Below are 22,588 nucleotides of genomic sequence, written 5' to 3'. Positions count from 1 at the left end.
AGCATCGCCCGCTCGGGGAGCCTTCTCCTACCCGTTGACGGTTGTCGCGACGCTTGCTCTGCTGGGTGCAGCGGTGACTTGGCTCATGTTCAACGCCCTGATCGCACTGGCTACACGGGATTGAGCGGACCTCCGTCGACGACCCGAACGATGCGGTCGCACCGCTGGGCTAGCGCCGCGTTGAGCACGGCGCCGAGCACCGGATTCGGCCGGTAGGTTGCCAAACCTTTGAGGCCCGATTTCCAGGCGCGCAGATACAGATCCTGAAAATCCTCGTAGCGATAGTCGACGGGAACGTTCACGGTCTTGGAGATTCCGGCGTCGATCATCGGCGCCACCGCAGCAACCATTTCCTCATGCGACTCTGCGCTGATCTGAAGCGCGGTGACGAAGGCGGGTGTCAGCGGCGCCCCCCCGCCCTTGAGGTGCCGATAGAGGCGCGAGGCGTGATCCTCGACAGGATGCTCCGTGAAAGCGCCGTCCGGCGTGCGCCTGCGGCGCCTGTAAGTCCAGGCGTACGCGGGCTCGATCCCGTTGCTCGCGTTGTCGGCGAAAGCGATGCTGATGGTGCCCGTGGGAGCGATCGACAGGAGGTGCGAATTCCGGATCCCCTTCACGGCGATGCGCGCCTTGAGCGAAGCAGGCAATCGCGAGGCGAAGGTTCCACGGCCGAGGTACAGGTCGGCATTGAAAAGCGGGAAGGCGCCGCGTTCGACTGCGAGGTCCACCGATGCGCCATAGGCCGCGTTCCGCATGACCTCTGCGATCCGCCGGGCTGCATCGCGTGCGGCGGCCGTGTCGTAGCGCAGATTCAGCATCACCAGCGCGTCGCCCAGACCCGTGAACCCCAATCCGATCCGCCGCTTGTCGCGGGCCTCGTCGTGCTGCCTCTTCAACGGCCAGACGGTGACGTCCAGCACGTTGTCGAGCATGCGAACGGCGATCGCGGCGAGGCGCGCGAAGCCATCCTCATCGAAGCGCGCAGCCGCTTCGAATGGGGACCGCACGAAGCGCGTCAGGTCGATCGAACCGAGACAGCAGCAACCGTAGGGCGGCAACGGCTGCTCGCCGCAAGGATTCGTGGCTGCGATGGTCTCGCAGTAGGACAGATTGTTGTCGAGGTTGATGCGGTCCAGGAAGAGCACACCCGGCTCGGCATGATCGTAGGTCGACCGCATGATCTGCTCCCAGAGCCCGCGCGCCGGGATCGTCCGGTAGACCCAGAAGCCGTCATCGCGTTGATGCGCACCCTCGGCACGGCAGCGGGGACCGGGTTCGGCCCGGTGCACGAGTTCGAATGGCGCGTCGTCCTCGACCGCCTTCATGAAGGCATCGGTCACCCCCACCGAGATGTTGAAATTGGACAGATCGCCCTTGTCCTTGGCATGAACAAAGGTCTCGATGTCCGGATGGTCGCAGCGAAGCACGCCCATCTGCGCCCCTCGCCTCGCACCCGCCGATTCCACCGTCTCGCAGGAGCGATCGAAGACGCGCATGTAGGAGACGGGACCCGATGCGATGGACTGGGTGCCTCGGACCCACGCACCGGCCGGGCGGATGCGCGAGAAGTCGTAGCCGACACCGCCACCACGGCGCATCGTCTCCGTGGCCTCCATCAAGGCGACATAGATGCCGGGATGGCCGTCCTCCTCGGCCGCGATCGAATCGCCCACGGGTTGCACGAAGCAATTGATGAGTGTCGTCGACAACGCAGTGCCGGCGGACGACTGGATGCGCCCGCCGGGGAGAAATCCCACCTCGAGCGCCTGCAGGAAGCGCGCCTCCCACTGCACGCGGCTCGGGAGCGTCTCCGCCCGTGCAAGCGCGTGGGCGACCCGGGCTCGCACATCGGCGGCGCTGTGCTCCTCGCCCTTTGCGTATTTCTCCTGCAGCACCTGCACGCTGATCGGCTGTGCCGGAAGCATTGGCGCCGGCGACGCAAGAGGGGTGGCCTCGGTGGGCATGGCAGTCCCCGAATGGAGGGGATTCGATGATGCGTCGCAAACGCGCGTTCCGTCCAGTCGCCCGACGGCGCCCTCCCCCGCGCGAAACTTGATCGAACGCAAGTGCCGCGCTGCACCACCCGCCAAGAATTCCTTGCTCGCCACAGCGGCCCGTGGCGGACGGATCGTCCATCGAGGCGGCCAGGGAAAGCTCAGCCATGAGACGCCCCGGCCTTCCGATCCTCCTGATGTCGGGCTATTCCGGTGAATTGCTCGACGACCCGATGGGGTGGGAGGTGCTGGCAAAGCCCTATACCCGCGCCGAGCTCGAACGCGCGATCGGCCGGGTGCTCAAGAACCACTGAACGACGGCGCGGGAGCGCCCACCACCCGCGACACCTTGCCGCTGCGGCCGACGCGCCCCGGCTCTCCACATCGGCACTCGATCCGCACGTCCGTCGCCCCCTGCGATCGCAGGAACTCGCCCAGCACGCGCTGCGCCCTCCGGAGCGCGAGTTCCGCATCGGCACTGCGCGATCCGGTGCAAAGCAGGAGATCGCACGGCCCCTTCTGAACGAGCTGGAAATCGAACAGCCCGGCCCCCTCCTCGATCGCGGTGCTCAATGCGAGCGGGAGCACCTTGACGGAACCGGCGCGCTCGCTGCCCAGGCAGAGCGTGTCCTCGCAACGACCCTGTACCTCGATCACGGGCAGATGGCAGCCGCACGCGCATGGGTCCGCATGCACGACGATGCGATCGCCCAGGTCGTATCGGATGATCGGCTGGACGTGGTTGGAAAGATTCGTCAGCAGCACCGTCGCGCCGGCTTCGCCGGCCGGCACCGCGCGGCCCCGGTCATCCACCGATTCCAGGATGGCCCAATCGGAGTTCAGGTGCATGGCGCCCCGTTCGCACTCGAAGGCGAGCGACAGAAACTCCGAGGCCCCATAGCTGTTGATCAGCCGGCAGTCGAAGGCGCGGCGAATGAAGTCGCGCTTGGCGGGCGACAGATCCTCGCCACCGGTCCACACCTCGCGCAGGGCCGTACGCATCCGCCCGGCCAGCCGCTCTTCAGCCAACAGCACCGCCGCGCTCGGATAGGTGGCGATGACCGTCGGCGCCAGGGCATCGATGTCCCGGACGATGGCCTCCGTCGGCTGCATGAACGAGATGCAGCGCAAGCGCTGCCAAAGCACGGGATTGAGCCGCCGCAGCCGCTCGATCGAGACCGTGCTCGCGAAATGGCCGTTCGTCGCGCCGACGAACGCGATCTGCCCGCCCCACGCCCAGGGGCCGAAGAGCTGCCGCATGGCCCGGGACATCGGCCCACGTACCGCGTCGAGTGCGTCGCACACCGCGAGTGCGAGATCGTCCTGGACGAAGACACCCGGCTCGCCGCTGCTGCCGGAGCTCTCCCACGCCAGGTAGCGGCCCAGGAAGGGTTCGGCAATGCGGCTGGCATCCGAGACGAAGCGGCAGAGGCCGTCGAGCCGGATCGCGGGATCCGTGACCCACTGGTCGAAATGGCTCATCAGCTCGCACTTCCTCGCCACCGGCAGGTCTTCGAGGCGGACCCTGTCGACATCGTGGTTGCGCAGCACACGCCCGTAGAACGGCGAGCGCTCCCTGGCCCAGGCCAGCAGGCGGCGCAGGCGCTGCCGGCGCCGTTCCTCCAGGGCGTCGCGACTGGCGTGGGACGCCATCGCAACGTCCATCGCGATCGTCCCCCAGAGCCAGGGATCGATCGGCGGCGGCATGACGGGCGGCATGGCCTCGAGCTCGGCCGCAGGACCTCAGTTCGCGACCTTCAGTTCGTTGACGACACTCGTGACGCCCACGGCGGACCATGCGGCAGCCTGCGCGGCCGTACGCTCCGCCCACGAGTGGACGGTGCCACGCAGTGTCGCCTCGGATCCATCGATGACCACGTCGATGTCCTCTGCCTCCTTCTCGGCCTGGCGAACCAATGCCTCGCGAATCTTGGTCGCCACATTGGAATGAGCGGCACGCTGCCTCAGAACGATGCTGTTGCTGACACCCACCACCCCCTTGAGCGAGCGCACGGCGCGCGCCGCCGCATTGCGCTGGTACTCCCACTCCACGTCGCCCTTGAGCGTGACCCATCCCTGCTCGACCTTCAGGCTGATGCCGGCAGGGACCTGCGCGCTCCACGTCAGCGCATCTTCCGCAGCGGCCGCGATCTCGGAATCGCTTCGCTGGTGACTCGGCGCAAGCTTGACATCCAGCTCGAGCGCAAGCGCCCTGACGCCCTGCACGCGCTGGACCGCGCGCTCCACCAGGAACTTCTCCCCGTAGGTGCCGAGGTGCCCGGTGAGCGTGACCACGCCGTTCTCCACCATGACCCCGACGTGGGCTGCGTTGATCGCCGGATCCCACTCGAGTTCGCTCTCCACGTCCTTCTTGAGTTGGGCATCTGTCTTCATGATCGACCTTTCCACTGGCGTTGCATCTGCCGATTCGATCCCGCGAGGCGCGCAGCGCCTGCACGTGCAAGAGATCGTAGGAGGAGGTGACTCCGCCTCGATTGATTCATCGCAATTCAGACAGCAAGCGGCACCATTCAACTCAGGCAAAGCGTGATGCGCGTCAAGACACGGGCCTTCACGCAGTGAGCGCGGCGCGGGGCCTTGCCGTCCCTGGGTCGATCGAATCGCGAAGGCGGCAGACAGCTCGTCGTGAGAATCTGCTGGTATATGGGGGGTGTCCTTGAACAGAGGCCCTGATATGGCGCGCAGGCCGCGATCGCGGTTGACGCAGCTCAAGCGCGGCACTGGCCGATGCGGCTTGATCCAGATCATCCGGCAGCGAATGTCCGCCCACCTGGCATCCGATACTGCGCGACAACCTCGACGGCTCGGTGCCCGAGCTCGTCACGAACGAGGCCGCGAGCTGGCCGGCCGATCTGATCGTGCTGGGCACCCACGGCCGCCGCGGGGCGAAGCGCTTGTTCCTCGGCAGCAGCGCCGAGCAGATCCTGCGCATCGCGCCCGTCCCCATCCTGCTGGTGCGCGCGATCGAGCAGCCGACCGAGGGCGAAAAGACGGAGGCGGAGGCCGGGCGCAAGCCGCTTCGCGTGACGCTGCCCAGCGGCGCGCTGGCGATCGAATGAGCCGCGGGCGCGCGTCAGGCGCCCTGATCGCGCTCATCACGCGGGGTTGACCAGGCGGCCGTCAACGACCCGCACGATGCGGTCGCAGCGCTCGGCCAGCACCGCGTTGTGGGTGACGAACAGGACCGCCATGCCCTCCTCCCGATTGGCTTCGTGCAAGAGCGAGAACACCGCGTCGGCCGACTGGCTGTCCAGGTTGCCGGTCGGTTCATCGGCCAGTAGCAGGCGCGGATTCATCGCGAGCGCGCGCGCCACCGCCACCCGCTGCTGCTGCCCTCCGCTGAGATTGGTGGCCAGGTTGTCACGCCACTTCGACAGGCCGACGCTGTCGAGCAATCCCGCCGCCCGCCGGGCCATGCTCCGCTCGCTGAAGCCGGAACTGCCGATCATCGGCATCATCACGTTTTCCAGGGCCGTGAAGCCCGAGAGCAGGTTGTGATACTGGAAGACGAAGCCGATGCCGTGCCCACGCAGCCGGGTGATCGCTTGGTCGTCCAGGCCCACGGTTTCCTCTCCGCAGATGCGCAGCGAGCCGGCGGTCGGACGGTCCAGCAGGCCGATGATGTTCAGCAGCGTGCTCTTGCCCGACCCCGAGGGGCCCATCACGGCACAGAACTCGCCCGGCACCAGGTCCAGGTCGATGCCGTGCAGCACCTCGGTCTCGATCGGCAGGCCGACGTGAAAGGCCTTGCGCACGCCGCGCATGCGAACCACCGGTTCAGCCACGGATCGCCACCACGGGATCGAGACGCGCCGCTCGCAGCGCGGGCGCAAAGGCTGCCGCCAGGCCGGTGAGGGTCGCCAGCAGCATCGAGAGGAGGAACAGGCCGGGCTCGATCTCCACCGGGAAGAAGGGCGTGCCATCGGGATTGCGCGCATAGCGCTGCCACAGCCACAGCGCCACCAGCGCCATGCCCGAGCCGCCGAGGGAGCCCATGAGCCCGAGCAGGCCGCCCTGCAGCAGGAACACCCGCAGCACCTGGCCGCGCGAGATGCCCATCGCCCGCAGGATGCCGATCTCGCGCGACTTCTGCACCACCGACACCACCAGCACGCTCGCGATGCCGAAGGCCACCGACAGTCCCACGAAGAAGCGGATCGTGGTGTTCGAGGTCTTCTGCGCCTGGACGGCAGTGAAGAACTGCGCATTGGTCGCGATCCAGCTGTCGGCCTCCACCCCGGTGGCGCCCGTGATGTGGCGCGCGATGTCCTCGGCCGCGTACACGTCCCGAACGGTCACGTCGATGCTCGAGACGCCGCCGACGAGGCCCAGCAGGCTCTGCGCGGTGCGCAGCGCCACGTAGGTGGTGCGCTGGTTGGCCCCCTTGTTGCCGAGGTCGAACAGCCCCGTCACCGTGAGCGTGTTGTCACGCCCGGCGGCGGTGGAGACGCGCAGCTTGTCGCCCACGGTGACGCCGAGGTCGCTGGCGAGGTCGATGCCGATCAGGATGTCGGTGTTCGTCAGGCGCGGCGCACCGTGCACGATCTTCTCGGGAACGGTCACGATGCGGAAATACACCTGCGGGTCGACGCCGATCAGCGTGATCGCCCGGCTCGCGTCGCCGCGCACCACCAGCGCGGAACCGCTCGCGGACGGCGAGACCAGCACGACGCCCGGCATCGCCTGGATCTGCGCCGCGATCGACTGCCACTGGTCGATCGACTTGATCCGCTGCAGCGGCGCCTGGACGATGGCATCGTCATGAATCCCTGCTTCGCGGCCGCCCCGCTCGAGCACGCGCGCCACCTCTTTGGGCGGCAAGAGCTGGATGTGCGCCTGCGCCGTCAGCACCCGGCGGATGAAATTCGCCTGCAGGGCGACCAGCAGCGCCGACATGAAGACGATCACCGCCACGCCGATCGCGATGCCCGTGATGATCAGCGTCGTCTGCATGCGTCCCTCGCGCAGGAAACGCGCTGCGATGATCCATTCGAAGGGAAGACCGCGCTTCATGGCGAGCGAACCGTCAGGAGGCGGAACCGGTCCGCACGCGGGGCTGCAGGCGCGCGCCGTCGGCGATGTCGGGCGTCGACGCCGGCACCACCAGGTCGCCGGCCTGCAGTCCCTCGAGCACTTCGCTCTGGCCGCCCGAATGCAGGCCCAGCTTGACGCGCTGGCGCCTCGCGTGGTGGCCATCGACCTTCAGCACCCAGGGCTCGCCGCGATCGGCATCGCGCACCGCATCGCTCGCCAGCAGCAGCGTCTGGCTGCGGGAAGCCGTGCGGATCTGCACCGACACGGTCATGTCCTGGCGCAGGTAGGCCGGTGGATGCGGCACGGCCAGCTTGACTTCGACCGAGCCGCGCTGAACGTCCACGCCGGGATTGATGTAGACCAGCTCGGCGGCGAAGTGCTGGTCGGCATAGGCATCGGCCGACGCCAGCGCCTGCTGCCCGAACGCGAGCAAGGCCAGGTTCTTCTCGTCGATCTGCACCACGAGCTGCGTCTGGCCCGCCGGCGAGAGCACCATCAGCGCCTTGCCGGGCTGCACCACATCGCCCGGCTCCACCGAGCGGTCGATCAACGTACCGGCCACGGGCGCCTTGATCGTCGCGTAGTTCAGACGCGAGTGCGCGGCCGTCGCAGCGGCACGCGCCTCGGCCAGGGCGGTGGTCGCCACGGCGTGGTCGCCGCCGCCGGGCTGCGCACTCGCGAGCTGGCTTCGGGCCGTGAGCACCTGCGCCTCGCTGAGGTCGACCGCCTTGCGCAAGTCGTCCAGCGCGGCCTGGCCGATGAAGCCCTGCTCGCGCAGCGCCACGTTCCTGCGCCACTGCGCACGCGCGTTCTGCGCGCCGATCTCGGCCTGCCGCAAGGCCTGCGCGGCCACCGGCGCCTGCACTTCGCGCAGCAGCCTGAGGCGCGCTTCGGCCTGCTGCACCGCCGCGTCGGCCTGCGCGGCGACGGCGACCCATTCGGCGTCGACCAGCTGGATGAGCACCTGGCCCGCCACGACCTCCTGCCCTTCAGACACGGGCACCGCCCTCACCTCGCCGGCGAGCTGGGCGCCGATGCTGACCCGGTGAGGCGCCTCGACATGGCCACTGGCCACCACCGACTGGACGAAGTCGCCGCGCAGCACCGGCGTGACGGCGACACGCGGCCCCCACAGCACACTCGGGCCGAACCAGAGCCCCAAGGCGACGAGCGCCAGCACGGCCAGCGCCGCAGGTGCACGGCGCCGGATCAGGGCGAACACCCCCGGATGCGGCGGCTGCGCGAGGCCCGGCGGCGTCGACTGCGCGGCGACCCGCGGGCCGGAGTCGCCCGGGCGTACATCCGCCGACGAGGGATCGAGCTTCATGCTGCGACTCTAGGCTGCGAGTGGGCGCCCCGCATGACGCAGATCAAACAAGCTTGCTCGAACCGCAGCGGGTCGAGGACGCATCGATATTGATGAGCGGCGTCAAGTCCGCACGTCGCAACCGGCAACGGACGCAGGCCGCGGGCCCGGATGTTCCGACCGCGGCCCGCGCGATGGGCGTCGCGATCCTCACGAAGACCCGCGCCGGGGGCGGCGGCGAAAAAATGCCCGCGGTCGCGGACGCCTCCGGGCCCGGCCGCTGGGTGCTGTGGATCGGGGACGTGGCGGTCGACGACGAAGCCGCACAGGACGACCACCGCCGCATCATGCAGGCCGTGCTGGTCGACGCCTTGCGCAGCGCCTGAATCCTTCGTCGGGGCACCCGATGACCGTCGTTTGCGCCAGATCAAGTGCTTCCTTCGCTGCCCTTTCGATACTGGACCCAAGGAGGTTCCATGTACCAACGCATCCTGGTCCCCGTCGACGGCAGCCCGGTCTCGCAGCACGGACTCGAAGAGGCCATCCGCCTGGCGCAGCTGACCCATGGCCGGCTCCGGCTGGTCCATGAGGCGGTCCGCATCCACCAGCCGACCGGGGCACTGTCGATCGAATAGCCGAACAACGAGGCGTGTCTGGAAAGACGGGCAAAGGACCATGACCGCGTTTCAATCCCTTCTCGTGCACCTGGACGGCACGGCACGCGCCGCGGTGCGCATGAACCTCGCGCTCAGACTCGCGCTCGCCTGGCGGGCCCGCGTCAGCGCACTGTTTGCAGTCGCTCCGAGCCACCTGCCCCTGCTGCCGGTGGGCCCCGGCATGCCGCCGCTGCCGCCGGACGCGCGCATCGAGGCCGAACACCGCCGACGTGCGCTGGCGACCTACGATCGCTCCTGCGCCCTCGCGAACCAGCCCTGCGAATGGCTCGAACTGGACGGCGATCCGGTCATCGAGACCTTCACCCGCCGGGCGCTGCTCGCCGATCTGCTCTTTCTGGGCCAGCGCGATCCGGCCGATGCGACCGGCTTCGACGTTCCTGCCGACTTCGTCGAATCGGTCGTGATCGGCAGCGGGCGTCCGGCGCTGATCATTCCCTTCGCCGGCGAGATCGCGGATTCGCCGGACAGCGCACTGGTGGCGTGGAAGCCCACGCGCGAGTGCGCGCGCGCGCTCGCGGCGGCGATTCCCTTCCTGCAGAAGGCACACCACGTCCATCTGGTCGAGGAAGACGGGGCCGAGTGGCATTCCGTGCCCATCGACGTGCGCGACTACCTGCGCCTGCACGGCATCGAGCGGGTCCACGAGCACGCAAGGCTCGCGCCGGACAGCGACGGCGAGGCGATCCTTTCGATCGCCTCCGACTGCGATGCCGATCTGCTCGTCATGGGCTGCTACGGGCACAGCCGCGCGCGCGAGCTGCTGCTCGGCGGCGCGACGCGGACCGTGCTGGATTCGATGACGCTTCCGGTCCTCATGGCGCATTGAGGAGTCGACATGAGCCAAGCCATTTCCTCCCTGATGCAGCGTCCCGTCGTCAGCGTGGGCATGGACGACACGGTGGCCCAGGTGGAGGCACTGCTCGCCAGCCGGCACCTGACCTGGGTCCCCGTGCTCGAGCCGACGAATCGCGAGGTGGCCGGGATCATCAGCGCCTCGGATCTCGTGGCTTTCCACGCGCAGGGCCGCGATCCCGCCACGACCCGTGCCTGGCAGATGTGCACCTACAAGCCGGTCGTGGTGGACGCCGGGACACCGGTCGCCATGGTGGCCGCGCTCATGGTCGAGCGCGGCATCCACCACGTGGCCGTGAGCGACCGCAACGGCATTGCCGGCGTCGTCTCGGCGCTGGACTTCGTGCGGACCTTCGTGCCCGAGGGCCTTCGCTGAGCGGACGGCTCGCATCATGCGAATGCCCGCATCCCGCTTCGCCACCGCATGGCTCGTGGGCGCACTCTGTGCCGGCGCCCTGGCGCCCGCGGCTGCATCGCCTCTCCTGCCCCCGGGGACGCACGTGAGCGGCGGCATCGGCGAGGAAGACCAGCACCGCATGCAACTGAGCCGCAGCCTCTACAACCTGCGGCTCACCTTCGCCGAGGCGGGCACCGGCGCCTATCTCTCGGGCGTCGACGTCGTCGTCGAGCCCGTCGAGCGGGGGCGGACCCATGGTCCCTTCAAGGACTGCGGCCCCTTGCTGTACGTTGCTCTGAACCCCGGCGCCTACCGCGTGCGGGCCACCTACCGCGGCCTGGCCCGCACGATCAACGTGCACATCGGCAGGGAAGCCGTCACCGCCACCCTCTACTGGCCCATCCTGCCCGACTGACCGGCCGCGACCACTCAACGAAAGGAAGTCACATGCGATCCGATGCACAACTCAGGAGCGACGTCCAGGCCGAACTGGACTGGGATCCCGCGATCCACTCGACCCAGATCGGGGTGATCGCCGCGGACGGCATCGTCACCCTGACGGGCCACGTCGCCAGCCACGCCGAGAAGCACGCCGCCGAATCCGCGGCCCGTCGCGTCAAGGGGGTCAAGGCACTGGCGGTGGAGATCACCGTCAAGCTGCCCGACGACGCGACGCGCAGCGATGCCGACATCGCCCTCGCGGCCGAACGCGGCCTCGAATGGTCGGCGCTCGTGCCGGCCGCCACGATCAAGCCGGAGGTCGAGAACGGCTGGGTCACCCTGAACGGCGAAGTCGAGTGGGACTACCAGCGCCGGGCCGCCGAGAAGGCGGTGCGCAACCTGATGGGCGTCACCGGCGTCACGAACGCGATCAGGATCATTCCGAAGGTGAAGGTGGTCGATATCGAGAAGCGGCTTCACGACGCCCTGTCGCGCCAGGCCGACCGCGAAGCCGGCCACATCCAGGTCACGGTGGAGGGCTCCGAGGTCCGCCTCAAAGGCAGGGTCCACTCCTGGGCGGAACTCAACGCGGTGCAGGGCGCGGCCTGGTCGGCGCCCGGCGTGAGCTCGGTGGTCAACGACCTCATGATCGACTGACCTCCGGTGCCCCGGCCGGCGCTGGGGCTTACTGCACCGCGGTTCCGAACGAGGGAAACACAGGCCGGGGTCCGGCTGGCTCAGTGGCCGCCTTGCGCTCGCTCTTCTCGCGCTCGATCCCACCTCGCAGAGCACGCGCGAGTTGGGCCAGTTCGTCGGAGATGGCCGCCATCAGATCCTCGGCGGCCACGAGCCCGGTCACCCGGCCCGCGTCGTCGACCACGAGGACCCGACGCACGCCGGCCTTTTCCATGGTGGCAGTGGCCTCCTGGACACTGGCACTGCCGGGCACCGCGACGAGCGACTTCCTGGCGAGATCGCCCGCGCTCAGATTGCTGCCCGACTGACCGCTGCCGACGACATCGAGCGCCAGGTCGCGATCGGTGAGGATGCCCGTGACGCGTGGCGGGTCGTCCCCTGTCACCACGACGACCGAACCGACATGTTCTTCCGACATGCGGGCTGCGACTTGCGGGAGGGAGGCCGCTGCGGGAACGGCAACGACTTCGCGGCGGCACAAGCTGGCGATGTTCATGGGATCTCCGTGAGTGATGTGATGGGGGTTCCCACTTTAGGCGGCGCGTCCGGACACGCCATGACGAAGATCAATCAGCGCCGGGCTCCACCCACAAACTCATTGCGACAGGACATCGATCGTTCACGCAGTGTTGCCTTCCGTTTCTCGCCGTTGACCGTTCGGCCATGCGCACCGACTAGATTGACTTTACGGGATCACTTCAATCAGGAGAATCCTATGGCCAACCCACCTGCCGACGGCGCCTACGAACTCCGCTTCGATGCCCTGTATTCCAATCGGCGGTCCTACAGCTTCCCATGCGACGGAGTGGGGCACGTCGATATCGATTCGCTCAGCGAACGCGGACGCCTCAACTACCTCTACGCGCGCGCCATGATCGGCGTGGAGGTCGCCTGGCCCGCCGTGCGCGTAAGCATGCCGCACTGAGAGGGCATCGAGAGCCGGCATCGAGCGAACACTTGACATGGGTCAATCCGCTGGGGAGTCCGGTTCCTAACATGGGCTGATCCATTCACCTTATGAAGGACACAGTCCATGTACGACGCAGCGACTCGAAACGCCGACACATCTGTAACAGGCGCCACGGACAAGTGGGGCAATGTCCTGCACGGCTTCGGCGAGCGTCTGGACGAAATGCGCGGCGGCGCGATCAGCAAGGCGCGCGAGGCAATGCACACAGCCGACGGCACCATGCACCGGCACCCTTACCCCGTCATGGCCGCCTTGGCGCTCACTGGCCTGATCGTGGGCATCCTCGTCGCCCGCCGCTGACCGCGGCGAGCCTTTTGCAGCAACAGGAGACAGCAATGAAGAGCCAATGGATCGTGGTGGCCAACGCCTCGCTCGCTCGCATCTTTCGCCAAGGTGCCGGCAATGGCGGACTGGAGCCAGTCGAGACCTTGACGCATACGCAAAGTCGCGTGCACCCCGGCGAACTCGCCGCGAGCGATCAGGGAGGTGGCGAGCGAGACCACCACGACGATCGGTTCGAGGCGCGCAACGACATCCGCCGGAAGGAACATGTGCGCTTCGCGCGTGCATTGGCGGACCGCCTGGAAAAGGGTCTTGCCGCCCAGGAATTCGATTCGCTAACCATCCTGGCCGCGAAACCCTTCCTAGGCGAGCTCAGGCAACAGTTGAGTTCAGCAGTCAGCGAGAAGATCGGCGTCGAGTTGAACAACGATTTCACCGCCCTGAGCGCGGCCGAGATCGCACAGCGTCTCCCACTCGCGCACGCCGCAGGCCGCGAGACGCACGGCGCGAGCTGACAGCACGCCGGACCCTCTCCGGAGGCAGGCCATGACAACCGAGCAGCCCGGTCTGCCCCCCGGCGTGGTGGCGCTGATCCCGATGCGGAACTTCGTCCTGTTTCCGCATGCGCTGACCGCGATCAGCGTCGGGCGCGATCCTTCGATTGCCGCGCTCAGGCATGCGCTCGAGAACGAGATTCCGGTGGGTGTCGTCCTGCAGAAGAATCCACAGGAGGAACTGCCGACCTTCGATTCGCTCCACGCAGTCGGGACCCTCGCCAGGATCGTCCACCATGTCGAACCCGAGCAGGGGCAGCACCATGCGGTGTGCCAGGGCATCCAGCGCTTCCGTCTGGTCGAGCCCTGCGACGGCTACCCTTTCCTGGCGGCGAGGATCGCCGAGATCGACCAGGACGCCGACACCTCCCCCCAGGCCGAAGCGCTGGAGCTGCAGTTGCGCGAGCGCGCCATCGAACTGCTTTCGCTGCTTCCCAGCGTACCTTCGGAGTTCGTGCAGGCGCTACAGACCACGCGCGGCCCTTCGGCGCTCTCCGACATCGTGGCCGGCGTGATCGACGTCGAGGTGAACGAGAAGCAGGAGCTGCTGGAGATGGTGGCCACGGTGCCGCGGGTGGAGAAGCTGCTCAAGCTTCTCTCGCATCGCCTGGAGGTGGTGCGCCTGTCCCGGGAGATCGGGGAACGCACCAAGGAACAGATCAGCGATACGCAGCGCAAATTCCTCCTGCGCCAGCAGATGGAAACCATCCGCCACGAACTCGGCGAAGACGATGCCAACGCGGAAGACCTCCAGCGCATCGACGAAGCCATCGCCAAGGCGGGCATGCCGACCGATGCCCAGGCGCACGCGCGCAAGGAACTCCATCGGCTTCGCTCCATGCAGGACACGAGCGGCGAGTACGCCATGCTGCGCACCTACCTGGAGTGGATGGTCGAGCTCCCATGGAAGAGTCCGGTCCTGGCGCCGATCGATCTTGCGGCGGCGCGCGCGACGCTGGAGGCCGATCACTTCGGCCTCGAAAGCGTCAAGAAGCGCGTGCTCGAGTTCCTCGCCGTTCGCAAGCTCAACCCCGCGGGGCGCGCGCCCATCCTCTGCTTCGTGGGTCCACCCGGGGTCGGCAAGACATCACTGGGCCAGAGCATCGCGCGCGCCATCCAGCGGCCCTTCGTGCGCGTATCGCTCGGCGGCGTGCACGACGAAGCGGAAATCCGCGGGCACCGCCGCACCTATATCGGCGCCTTGCCGGGCAACATCCTGCAGGGCCTGCGCCGTGCCGGGGCCCGCGATGCGGTGATGATGCTCGACGAAGTCGACAAGCTCAGCGCCAGCGCGCATGGCGACCCGTCGGCCGCGCTGCTCGAAGTGCTGGATCCCGAGCAGAACGGCACCTTCCGCGACAACTACCTCGGCATCCCGTTCGACCTGAGCCGGGTGGTCTTCATCACCACCGCGAATGTGATCGATCACGTGCCCGCGCCCGTGCGCGATCGTATGGAGGTGATCGAACTGCCCGGCTATTCGCAGGAAGAAAAGCTGAACATCGCGCGGCGCTACCTCGTGCCCCGGCAACGCGAGGCCAACGGGCTGAAGGAGGACCAGTGCGTCCTGACCGAAGCGGCCATCGCGGACATCATCGCCAACCGCACGCGCGAGGCCGGCGTTCGCCAGCTCGAGCGCGAGATCGGTCGCGTGATGCGGCACGCGGCGATGCAGGTGGCGGAAGGCGCGGTGCCGTCGGTCAGCGTCGACGCGGCCGAACTGGACGCTGTGCTCGGCCCTGCACGCTTTGAGCATGAGGCCGCGCTTCGCAGCAGCCTCACCGGCGTGGCCACGGGTCTCGCCTGGACGCCGGTGGGCGGCGACATCCTGTTCATCGAAGCCGCGCGCATGCAGGGCACCGGCAAGCTGCACCTGACCGGACAGCTCGGCGATGTCATGAAGGAGAGCGCGCAGGCCGCGTTCACGCTGGCCAAGACCCGCGCGGCGGCTCTGGGCATTCGGCCGGAGGTGTTCGACGCGAGCGACGTGCACCTGCACATCCCGGCCGGCGCGGTGCCCAAGGATGGGCCCAGTGCCGGCGTCGCCATGTTCATCGCGCTGGCGTCGCTCTTCTCCGACCGGAAGGTGCGGCACGACATTGCCATGACCGGGGAGATCAGCCTTCGCGGCCTGGTGCTGCCCGTCGGGGGGATCAAGGAGAAAGTGCTCGCCGCCCAGCGCGCGGGCCTCGCGGCCGTGCTGCTTCCTGCCCGCAATCTCAGGGACCTCGCGGACGTACCCGAGACCGTGCGCGCGTCCATGCGTTTCGTGGCCCTTGATACGGTCGACGATGCCATCGCCGCCGCCCTCGATCCGGACGCACGCTGAGATGGCCTGGAGGGTGATGCCATGCCGCCAACCGACTTCGAGCACCTTCGCGCCGCCATGGTGGATGAACAGATTGCAGGGCGTGGCGTCCGCACCGCCGCGGTCCTGGATGCGATGCGCGCCGTACCTCGCGAGGACTTCCTGCCCGAATCCTTGCGCGAGTTCGCCTATGAGGACGCAGCGCTGAAGATCGACGCGCATTCGTCCCTTCCGCGGCCGTACCTCCTCGCGATCATGGCCGACGCGCTCGCGCTCGACACACGGGCCCGGGTGCTGGAGATCGGTACCGGCGCGGGCTACGCGACGGCGGTGCTGGCGCGACTGGCGTCCAGGGTTCACAGCGTCGAGCCGGATGGCGCCGCCGCCGCGAAGGCCGCGGCCCTCTTGCGCAGCCTCCATTGTCCGCACGTGCACATCGTGCATGGCGATGCCAACCGGGGCCTGCCGGAGCATGGGCCCTACGACGCCATCCTCGTGCATCCCGACGGTGCCGACATCGTCGGGGCGCTGAAGCCGCAGCTCGCCGTCGGCGGGCGCATGGCGGTGTCAGTGGGCAAGGATCCCGCCGTGCGGGAGTTGGTCCGCGTGACGCGCACAGGCCCCGCCGAGTACGCGATCGAGGACATCGCCGACATCCGTGTCGCGCCGCTCGACGTTGACGCAGGCCGCAGCATGCCGCGCGGTGACAGGCGCGGGACGCCGGAGGCGACGCTGGCGCAGCGCATCGCGCACGCCTGCGAACGCTTCGAAAGCATCGACGACGCGGACCTCGAATCGCTACTCGCCCGCATCGGCGATGCTCGCGTCGTGCTGCTCGGCGAGGCGACGCACGGTACTTCCGAGTTCTACCGAATGCGCGAGCGCATCTCGCGCGCGCTCATCGAACGCAAGCACTTCCGCTTTGTCGCAATCGAAGGCGACTGGCCCGACACGGCACGGATCGACCGCTACGTGCGCCATGGCCGCCACCGCCCGTCGAAATGGACCGCCTTCGCGCGTTTTCCGGTCTGGATGTGGCGCAACCAAGAAGTTCGCGCGTTCGTCGAATGGCTGCGCGGACACAATGCCGGGCTTGCGGAGCGCGACCGCGTGGCCTTCCATGGCCTGGATCTCTACAGCCTCTACAACTCCATCCATGCGGTCGTCGGCTACCTGGAGGATGTGGACCCGGCGACCGCCAGCATCGCCCGCCGGCGCTATGGCTGCCTCACGCCGTGGCAATCCGATCCGGCGAGCTACGGCCATGCAGCCCTCAACGCCAAGTACCAAAGCTGCGAGCACGAAGTGGTGGCCATCCTCGGCGAGCTGCTGCGCAATCAGCAGCACTATGCCGAGCGGGACGGCGATCGCTTCCTCGACGCGGTGCAGAACGCGCACCTGGTAGCCAACGCCGAGCGCTACTACCGCATCATGTACTACGGATCGCGCGCGTCCTGGAATCTGCGGGACAGCCACATGTTCGAGACGCTGAAGATGCTGCTCGCCCATCACGGGCCGGACAGCAAGGCCATCGTGTGGGCGCACAACTCGCACGTCGGCGATGCCCGGGCGACGGAAATGTCGCACCGTGGGGAACACAACATCGGTCAGCTCTGCCGCGCCGAGTTCGGCCGCAATGCCTGCCTGGTCGGCTTTGGCACGCACGGCGGAACCGTCGCCGCGGCCACCGCCTGGGATGGTCCGATGGAGGTCAAGACGGTCCGGCCATCGCTCGCGGGCAGCTACGAAAAGCTGTTTCACGACACTACCATCGCGAACTTCATACTGCCGCTGCGCAGCCCGGTGCCAGACGAGGTGCTCGAGGGCCTGTCGACGGAGCGGCTCGAACGCGCGATCGGAGTGCTCTACCGCCCCGCGACGGAATTGCAGAGCCATTACTTCCAGGCCCTGCTGCCACGCCAGTTCGACGAATACATCTGGTTCGACCAGACCCGCGCCGTGACGCCGCTGCCGACGGAAACCATCGAGGGCCTTCCGGAGACCTATCCCTTCGGACTCTGACAGGGGCACACCATGACAGAACCCATTTCGATGCTCATCGGTCCCGAGCGCCTCGAAAGCGAGCTTTGCTTGCCGAAGCCGCTACGCGGCATCATCGTGTTCGCGCACGGCAGCGGCAGCAGCAGGTTGAGTCGCCGCAACCTTCAGGTGGCGCGAGCGCTCCAGGCCTGCGGATTCGGCACGCTGCTGTTCGACCTTCTCACACCCGAGGAGGCCGAGATCCGGGCCAACGTGTTCGACATTCCCCTGCTGTCGCAGCGCGTGCTGCTGGCGCTGGACGCACTGGCTGCGACTGCGGCCGCACGGCAGCCCGTCGGGCTGTTCGGGGCGAGCACCGGGGCCGCCGCGGCGCTGGTTGCCGCGGCCCATCGGCCGGAGGCGGTGCAAGCCGTCGTCTCCCGCGGGGGACGTCCGGACCTCGCCATGGATGAGCTCGGCATGCTCCGTGCGGCGACCCTCCTGATCGTGGGCGGCGCGGACCGCGAGGTCCTCGCGATGAACCAGACGGCGCTGCGGGCGCTGAACTGCGTGAAGCGCCTGGAAGTCGTTCCGCGCGCCACCCATCTTTTCGAAGAGGCCGGCGCGCTGGAAACGGTGGCCCGCCTGGCGTGCGCGTGGTTCCTCGAACATCTTCGGCCCGGCGACTGAGGCATGCATCGCATGCAGCGACCCCGACCCGTACGGGGCCCGGCGTAGAAGCCGCCGTCATTGGTGTACGTGCCATACGCCCCCAGGTGCTGGTTGCGCAGATCGTTGTTGCCCGCGCCGAGCCCGCGGACCCCGCGGGCGAAGCCATTCACGTCGAAGGTGCCGTCTGGCCCGCGAATGTGGGCGCTTCGGCCCGCTGAGCGCCAACATCACCTGCGCTCATGTGCACGTGTCGAAGTGGACGACCGGCATCTGGGTACGCATGAAGTTGAGCGCGTATTGCAGCGCCCCCTGGCTCTGGGCATGCAGGGTGAGCAAGGGCTGGGCGACTTCGACATGATCTCCGACCTGCACATGAAGGACCGCCCCCGCGGACGGATCGCGCGGCGCACCTGCCAGCTTGGCCGCACGCGCCAACAGGCGCGTGTCGATCGCCGCGACCGCGCCGCTGGTGTGCGCGACCACGACGTGGGTGTGCGTCGCACTGGGCGGCACGCGCGAGCCGCCCTGCGCTTCGCAGATCGCGATGAACTTCGCGAGCGCCCGCCCGTCGTCGAGCACCTGGCGTGCCAGTGCCTGTCCGGTGCCATCGGACGACTTGCCAGCCATTTCCAGGACCAGGCCGGCCAGCACCAGTGCGCGTTCGCGCAGATCCTGCGGTGCGTCGGGCGCCCGCTCGAGCACCGCCATGACGTCGATGGCTTCCAGTGCAGGGCCAATCCCGCGCCCAACCGGTCGGGTGCCGTCCGTCAGAATGGTGCGAACCTGCAGGCCGAGAGCGGCGCCGACCGCCACGAGGCCTTTCGAGAGGGCCTCGGCAGCGGCGACGCTCCGGACTTTCGTCAGCGAGCCGACCGGCAGGTCGATCAGCACGCGCTGCGAACCCACGGCCGCTTTCTTGGAGAGGATCGACGCAATGAGCAGACCGTGGCTGTCCAGGCTGAGTGGCCGCTCAACGCGGATCAGGATGTCGTCGGCCGGACTGATGCGTGTGTTTCCACCCCAGACGATGCAGCCGTGCTCACGCTCCACCACTCGGCGCATCGTGGGCAGGTCGAGGTCCACGGGCGCGAGGACCTCCATGGTGTCGGCGGTCCCGGCCGCGGAAGTGATGGCGCGCGAGGAGGTCTTGGGCATCGTGACGCCGCAGGCGGCCACGATCGGGACCACCAGCAGGCTGGTCCTGTTGCCGGGAAGACCGCCGATGCAGTGCTTGTCCATGACCGGCGTGTCGTCCCATGCAACGCGCTCGCCCACGTCGACCATCGCGCGCGTGAGCGCCACCATTTCGTCGAAGTCGAGCCCATCGCCCGCGCAGAGCGTGATGAGCGATGCGAGATGGATGTCGGCCACGCGCCCGTGGCTCACGTCGTCCATCAACGCGCGCAAGGCTTCGTAGGTGAAGGGTTGTCCATGCACCTTGCCGCGCAGATGGGCCACCGACTCCAGCACCGGCGGATGCCGCACCTCCACGAGGTCGCCCTCCACCGCGCCCAGCGTGGACCAGGCGACATCCGACAGGGCGATCTCGTCGCGTGCGAGCCAGTCGCCGCTCACGTGATGCAGGATCGCCAGCAGGTGCCGCCCGTTGTCGATCACCTCCACCTGCGCCTGCGCCTCGAAGCCCTCGGCGCGGCAGACGTGGCAGTCGCTGCGCATGTAGACGACAGGCTGCTGGTAGGTGTCGATGCCGGCGCGGCGGACCGGCAGCGCCGGCAAGCTCATTCGCCGGCCGCAGCGAGGGCGGATGCGCTGGCCCGCAGCAGCTCGGCGGCGGCATCCTCCTCGTCCGGCGCACGGACCAGCAGGACCGGAACGGGCGCGACGCGCAGGATGCGTTCGGCACCGCTGCCCAGCATCAGCCGCTTCGCGCCACGCCGTCCATGCGTTCCCAGAACGATCAGCTCGGCGCCCCAGTTGCGCGCCTCTGACGCGACCTTGTCCTGCACGGGCCCGGGAAAGGCGTCGCACAAGCGGGTGTCGGCTTCGATGCCAGCCGCCCGCGCGGTCGCCTGCGCCGCGTCGAGGATCCGGGTGGCTTCGCCGCGCAGCGACCGCAGCAGGTCGTTCGACAGACCCGAGTCGCTGCCGAGCGCAAGCGCGAACGACAGGTCGTCGATGACATGGAACAACCGAAGCTGCCCGTGGGTCAGCTTCGCGATGCGGATGGCTTCCTCCAGGCCGCAATTCGAAGTCGCACTGCCATCGACGGGAACGAGGATTCGCTGGTACATGGCATCTCCTTCAGAGGGATCGTCAGTATTCACGGCCCTCCGCGCAGGAGACTTGACGTAGCGCAAGCACTCGGGAGGTGATCCAATCGATGCCGATGGCAATACGAAGCGCAGGGCTGCTGATGTACCGACGCAAGTACGGTGCGATCGAGGTGCTGCTCGTGCACCCGGGCGGACCGTTCTGGGCGAAAAAGGACGAGGGTGCGTGGTCGATACCGAAGGGCGAATACGACAGCGAGGCGGAAGATGCCCTCGAAGCGGCAAAGCGGGAGTTCACCGAGGAGACCGGCTTTCCGCCGGGCTCCATCCACCGGAGCCTCGGCGAAGCCCGGCTGCGCAGCGGAAAGGTTGTCGCAGCCTGGGCGTTCGAAGGTGACTGCGACCCGAAGGCGTCGGTATCGAACACCTTCGAACTCGAATGGCCGCCGCGCTCAGGGCAGCGCGTGCGCTATCCCGAGGCTGATCGCGCCGAATGGTTCGCCATCGAGGAAGCTTGCCGCCGCGTGCACCCGGCGCAACGGGTGTTCATCGAACGGCTCGAAAGCATGGCCGCGCAGTAGGATTTGCGCGCGTCGAACTCAGGATGATGCGTGCAGGTGGGTGTCGTTGGGGCTCGCGCTGCCGCTCTCAGCGTCCGCGCGCCTTGCCCCGCGAACCTCTTCGCGTATGCAATGCATCAGATACGTTCCTCCGCTCAGGTGTCCGAGCATCAAAAGGACTCCGATCACGGTAAAGACCGGGTCCTGCTGGATGCCGGCATTGGCATCCAGCAGAGCCAGGGACAGCGCCAGAAGGATGAAGAGCCACGTGATCGAGGCGACGGATGCGTGGAAATAGATCCAGAGAGTCTTCACGGCAGTCCTTTCGACGGGCTGAAGCAAAGATACGGACCCGCCTTGGAAATGCTTTGACGCCGCGCAAGATATTCGAAGCCAAGAACGCTTGATCAAGCCATTCCCGTGGCAGAGCTCTCGCGCATACGCATTCCGAGAGCGACGTTCTTTGCGATAGCTCAACCGCCTCGGTCGTTGCCCGCATGAAGCTCGCCATATCGACTTTGGGAGAGACAGCCATGCGGATGAAGATATTGATCGCCGTTCTTGGCCTCACCCTTGGCTCCGCCTCCCCTGCCGCAGGCTCGGACCCTCCGGGCCAACTCAGCCCAGCGTCGACGCCATCCCAGAAGGCCAAGGATGCCGCCAGCAGGGCTGCGCAAGAGGCGCAACGCGCGGCGAAGAAGGCAGCCGACGCGGCGAATGCCGCTGCCGAGCAAGGCAAGGTCCACGCTGGAAAGATTTCCAAGGCGTTGGCGGAAGGCATTCGGCGCGCCGCGCAGAAAGCCGCAGAGGCTGCCAGGCGCTTCGAAGCAAAGGCCTCTGAATCGTCGGCCCTGGCACTGGATGCCAGCAAGGAAGCCGCCAATGCAGCGTTGGAAGAAGGCAGGAAGGCTACGAAGGCCACGGAGGAGGCACTGCGACGAGCGGAAGAAGCGGCCAGGGTCGCTGCGCAGTCGACCCAGGAAGAGGCCGAGAAGGCAGCCCAGAGCGCGCGGGAAGCCCTCCAGACTGCTGCCGAAGCGACGCGCAAAGCCGCACAAGCCGCTCGCGACGCCGCGGCCAAGGCGATCGAACAAGCTCGCGGCCCCGGATCTGCCGGACCACAGTCGCCGGGCAAGTAGAGGCACTCCGCGCGGCGAAGACTTGCGCCAGCGCAAACGTCTGGCACTGGAGATGCGCGATCGTATCGACATACATTCGGAAACACGTGAAATGAACCTGCCTTTCGCCATTCAGTTCGACGGCATCGCGCGCTCGGACGCAGTCGAAGATCTCGCCCGATCCCGCGTCGAGCATCTCAAGCGGTATTTCGCGGACCTGACGGCCTGCCACGTGACCATATCCAAGGAATCGCAGCATGGGCAACCGGGCGGTTTCTTCTCCGCCCGGGTGGCCGTGACACTGCCGGGCCGGGAGCTCATCGTCTCGCACGCGCACGAGCACGATGCCCATATCGCGCTGCGAGATGCCTTCGACGCGATCAGGCGAAGGCTGGAAGACAGCCAGCAGATCCGCCGCGGCGAGGTCAAGCATCACGCCGCGGTCACGCACCGCGAGGGCGACGACACAGGCGGCGAGTGAAATCCGGGCCTGAT

The 22,588-nt window shown here is 67.7% G+C and carries 26 protein-coding genes and 1 pseudogene; 17 read left to right on the top strand and 10 right to left on the bottom strand.

What is annotated here, in order from left to right:
• Positions 1-110 precede the first annotated feature (110 nt).
• Complete coding sequence (locus VAR608DRAFT_RS11370; RefSeq protein WP_088954167.1) at positions 111-1,964, bottom strand: adenosylcobalamin-dependent ribonucleoside-diphosphate reductase; 1,854 nt, start codon at positions 1,962-1,964, stop codon at positions 111-113.
• A 197-nt stretch (positions 1,965-2,161) separates the two neighbouring features.
• Here VAR608DRAFT_RS11370 and VAR608DRAFT_RS36950 point away from each other — a divergent pair, with 197 nt between their 5' ends.
• A complete protein-coding gene (locus VAR608DRAFT_RS36950; protein ID WP_157730843.1) occupies positions 2,162-2,308 on the top strand; it encodes a hypothetical protein in 147 nt (48 codons plus the stop codon).
• Here the strand turns inward: VAR608DRAFT_RS36950 and VAR608DRAFT_RS11365 are convergent.
• Together VAR608DRAFT_RS11365 and VAR608DRAFT_RS11360 are read right to left on the bottom strand one after the other, a co-directional pair.
• Positions 2,295-3,713, bottom strand: coding sequence for a phenylacetate--CoA ligase family protein (locus tag VAR608DRAFT_RS11365; RefSeq protein WP_088954166.1), 1,419 nt, complete (start codon positions 3,711-3,713; stop codon positions 2,295-2,297). The two genes, VAR608DRAFT_RS36950 and VAR608DRAFT_RS11365, sit on opposite strands and share 14 nt — an antisense overlap.
• A 24-nt stretch (positions 3,714-3,737) precedes the next feature.
• A complete protein-coding gene (locus VAR608DRAFT_RS11360) occupies positions 3,738-4,388 on the bottom strand; it encodes a BON domain-containing protein (RefSeq protein WP_088954165.1) in 651 nt (216 codons plus the stop codon).
• Positions 4,389-4,822: 434 nt separating this feature from the next.
• Between VAR608DRAFT_RS11360 and VAR608DRAFT_RS11355 the strand changes: the two genes are divergently transcribed.
• Positions 4,823-5,074, top strand: a complete 252-nt coding sequence (locus tag VAR608DRAFT_RS11355; protein WP_331713029.1) for a universal stress protein — start codon at positions 4,823-4,825, stop codon at positions 5,072-5,074.
• 36 nt (positions 5,075-5,110) lie between these two features.
• On the opposite strand, the gene VAR608DRAFT_RS11350 is transcribed toward VAR608DRAFT_RS11355, so the two are convergent.
• The 3 genes from VAR608DRAFT_RS11350 to VAR608DRAFT_RS11340 are packed head-to-tail and all read right to left on the bottom strand — an operon-like array spanning position 5,111 to position 8,376.
• Entirely contained in the window at positions 5,111-5,779 is a 669-nt protein-coding gene (locus VAR608DRAFT_RS11350; protein ID WP_172843840.1) for an ABC transporter ATP-binding protein, read from the bottom strand.
• A gap of 13 nt (positions 5,780-5,792) precedes the next feature.
• Positions 5,793-7,028, bottom strand: coding sequence for an FtsX-like permease family protein (locus tag VAR608DRAFT_RS11345; RefSeq protein WP_088954163.1), 1,236 nt, complete (start codon positions 7,026-7,028; stop codon positions 5,793-5,795).
• 13 nt (positions 7,029-7,041) lie between these two features.
• The gene (locus VAR608DRAFT_RS11340) at positions 7,042-8,376 is read right to left on the bottom strand and encodes an efflux RND transporter periplasmic adaptor subunit (RefSeq protein ID WP_088954162.1); all 1,335 of its coding nucleotides are present in this window, start codon (positions 8,374-8,376) and stop codon (positions 7,042-7,044) included.
• A 53-nt stretch (positions 8,377-8,429) separates the two neighbouring features.
• On the opposite strand from VAR608DRAFT_RS11340, the gene VAR608DRAFT_RS11335 reads away from it, so the two are divergent.
• The 6 genes and pseudogenes from VAR608DRAFT_RS11335 to VAR608DRAFT_RS11310 all read left to right on the top strand — a co-directional run bounded on the left by VAR608DRAFT_RS11335 (position 8,430) and on the right by VAR608DRAFT_RS11310 (position 11,379).
• Positions 8,430-8,741 (top strand): hypothetical protein, encoded by a 312-nt coding sequence (locus tag VAR608DRAFT_RS11335; RefSeq protein WP_157730841.1) that lies wholly within the window; start codon positions 8,430-8,432, stop codon positions 8,739-8,741.
• 90 nt (positions 8,742-8,831) lie between these two features.
• Positions 8,832-8,942: pseudogene (locus tag VAR608DRAFT_RS11330) on the top strand (universal stress protein); the annotation flags it as partial.
• Positions 8,943-9,030: 88 nt separating this feature from the next.
• On the top strand, positions 9,031-9,858 hold the full coding sequence (locus tag VAR608DRAFT_RS11325) for a universal stress protein (RefSeq protein ID WP_088954159.1): 828 nt from the start codon (positions 9,031-9,033) through the stop codon (positions 9,856-9,858).
• 9 nt (positions 9,859-9,867) lie between these two features.
• Entirely contained in the window at positions 9,868-10,260 is a 393-nt protein-coding gene (locus VAR608DRAFT_RS11320; protein WP_088954158.1) for a CBS domain-containing protein, read from the top strand.
• A gap of 22 nt (positions 10,261-10,282) precedes the next feature.
• A complete protein-coding gene (locus VAR608DRAFT_RS11315) occupies positions 10,283-10,696 on the top strand; it encodes a hypothetical protein (protein ID WP_088954157.1) in 414 nt (137 codons plus the stop codon).
• A 32-nt stretch (positions 10,697-10,728) separates the two neighbouring features.
• Positions 10,729-11,379 (top strand): BON domain-containing protein, encoded by a 651-nt coding sequence (locus VAR608DRAFT_RS11310; protein ID WP_088954156.1) that lies wholly within the window; start codon positions 10,729-10,731, stop codon positions 11,377-11,379.
• A 28-nt stretch (positions 11,380-11,407) separates the two neighbouring features.
• On the opposite strand, the gene VAR608DRAFT_RS11305 is transcribed toward VAR608DRAFT_RS11310, so the two are convergent.
• Positions 11,408-11,914 carry a CBS domain-containing protein gene (locus VAR608DRAFT_RS11305; protein ID WP_088954155.1) on the bottom strand — a complete coding sequence of 169 codons (507 nt, stop codon included), beginning with the start codon at positions 11,912-11,914 and terminating at the stop codon, positions 11,408-11,410.
• Positions 11,915-12,133: 219 nt separating this feature from the next.
• Here VAR608DRAFT_RS11305 and VAR608DRAFT_RS11300 point away from each other — a divergent pair, with 219 nt between their 5' ends.
• From VAR608DRAFT_RS11300 to VAR608DRAFT_RS11280, 6 genes are all read left to right on the top strand, one after another.
• Entirely contained in the window at positions 12,134-12,343 is a 210-nt protein-coding gene (locus VAR608DRAFT_RS11300) for a hypothetical protein (RefSeq protein WP_088954154.1), read from the top strand.
• A gap of 108 nt (positions 12,344-12,451) precedes the next feature.
• The gene (locus tag VAR608DRAFT_RS36945) at positions 12,452-12,688 is read left to right on the top strand and encodes a hypothetical protein (protein ID WP_157730839.1); all 237 of its coding nucleotides are present in this window, start codon (positions 12,452-12,454) and stop codon (positions 12,686-12,688) included.
• A 14-nt stretch (positions 12,689-12,702) separates the two neighbouring features.
• The gene (locus VAR608DRAFT_RS36940) at positions 12,703-13,185 is read left to right on the top strand and encodes a host attachment protein (RefSeq protein ID WP_157730837.1); all 483 of its coding nucleotides are present in this window, start codon (positions 12,703-12,705) and stop codon (positions 13,183-13,185) included.
• A gap of 31 nt (positions 13,186-13,216) precedes the next feature.
• Entirely contained in the window at positions 13,217-15,553 is a 2,337-nt protein-coding gene (lon, locus tag VAR608DRAFT_RS11290; RefSeq protein ID WP_088954152.1) for an endopeptidase La, read from the top strand.
• A 21-nt stretch (positions 15,554-15,574) separates the two neighbouring features.
• Positions 15,575-17,554: an erythromycin esterase family protein gene (locus VAR608DRAFT_RS11285; protein ID WP_088954151.1), complete on the top strand. Its 1,980-nt coding sequence runs from the start codon at positions 15,575-15,577 to the stop codon at positions 17,552-17,554.
• A gap of 30 nt (positions 17,555-17,584) precedes the next feature.
• A complete protein-coding gene (locus VAR608DRAFT_RS11280; protein WP_088958729.1) occupies positions 17,585-18,202 on the top strand; it encodes a dienelactone hydrolase family protein in 618 nt (205 codons plus the stop codon).
• 219 nt (positions 18,203-18,421) lie between these two features.
• Here the strand turns inward: VAR608DRAFT_RS11280 and VAR608DRAFT_RS11275 are convergent, their stop codons facing one another.
• Together VAR608DRAFT_RS11275 and VAR608DRAFT_RS11270 are read right to left on the bottom strand one after the other, a co-directional pair.
• Positions 18,422-19,927: a thymidine phosphorylase family protein gene (locus VAR608DRAFT_RS11275; protein WP_088954150.1), complete on the bottom strand. Its 1,506-nt coding sequence runs from the start codon at positions 19,925-19,927 to the stop codon at positions 18,422-18,424.
• Positions 19,924-20,436: a universal stress protein gene (locus VAR608DRAFT_RS11270; protein ID WP_088954149.1), complete on the bottom strand. Its 513-nt coding sequence runs from the start codon at positions 20,434-20,436 to the stop codon at positions 19,924-19,926. The genes VAR608DRAFT_RS11275 and VAR608DRAFT_RS11270 overlap by 4 nt, the downstream gene beginning before the upstream one ends.
• Before the next feature lie 89 nt (positions 20,437-20,525).
• Between VAR608DRAFT_RS11270 and VAR608DRAFT_RS11265 the strand changes: the two genes are divergently transcribed.
• Positions 20,526-20,996: an NUDIX domain-containing protein gene (locus VAR608DRAFT_RS11265; protein WP_331713028.1), complete on the top strand. Its 471-nt coding sequence runs from the start codon at positions 20,526-20,528 to the stop codon at positions 20,994-20,996.
• A gap of 18 nt (positions 20,997-21,014) precedes the next feature.
• On the opposite strand, the gene VAR608DRAFT_RS11260 is transcribed toward VAR608DRAFT_RS11265, so the two are convergent.
• A complete protein-coding gene (locus VAR608DRAFT_RS11260; RefSeq protein ID WP_157730835.1) occupies positions 21,015-21,290 on the bottom strand; it encodes a hypothetical protein in 276 nt (91 codons plus the stop codon).
• Positions 21,291-21,472: 182 nt separating this feature from the next.
• Between VAR608DRAFT_RS11260 and VAR608DRAFT_RS11255 the strand changes: the two genes are divergently transcribed.
• Positions 21,473-22,114 carry a hypothetical protein gene (locus VAR608DRAFT_RS11255; protein WP_157730833.1) on the top strand — a complete coding sequence of 214 codons (642 nt, stop codon included), beginning with the start codon at positions 21,473-21,475 and terminating at the stop codon, positions 22,112-22,114.
• Positions 22,115-22,136: 22 nt separating this feature from the next.
• Complete coding sequence (locus VAR608DRAFT_RS11250) at positions 22,137-22,574, top strand: HPF/RaiA family ribosome-associated protein (RefSeq protein ID WP_157730831.1); 438 nt, start codon at positions 22,137-22,139, stop codon at positions 22,572-22,574.
• Positions 22,575-22,588 lie beyond the last annotated feature (14 nt).

This window comes from Variovorax sp. HW608, assembly GCF_900090195.1.
GTDB lineage: Bacteria > Pseudomonadota > Gammaproteobacteria > Burkholderiales > Burkholderiaceae_C > Variovorax.
Note: the sequence above shows the minus strand (reverse complement) of the source record. Positions and strands in the feature narration are given on the sequence as shown.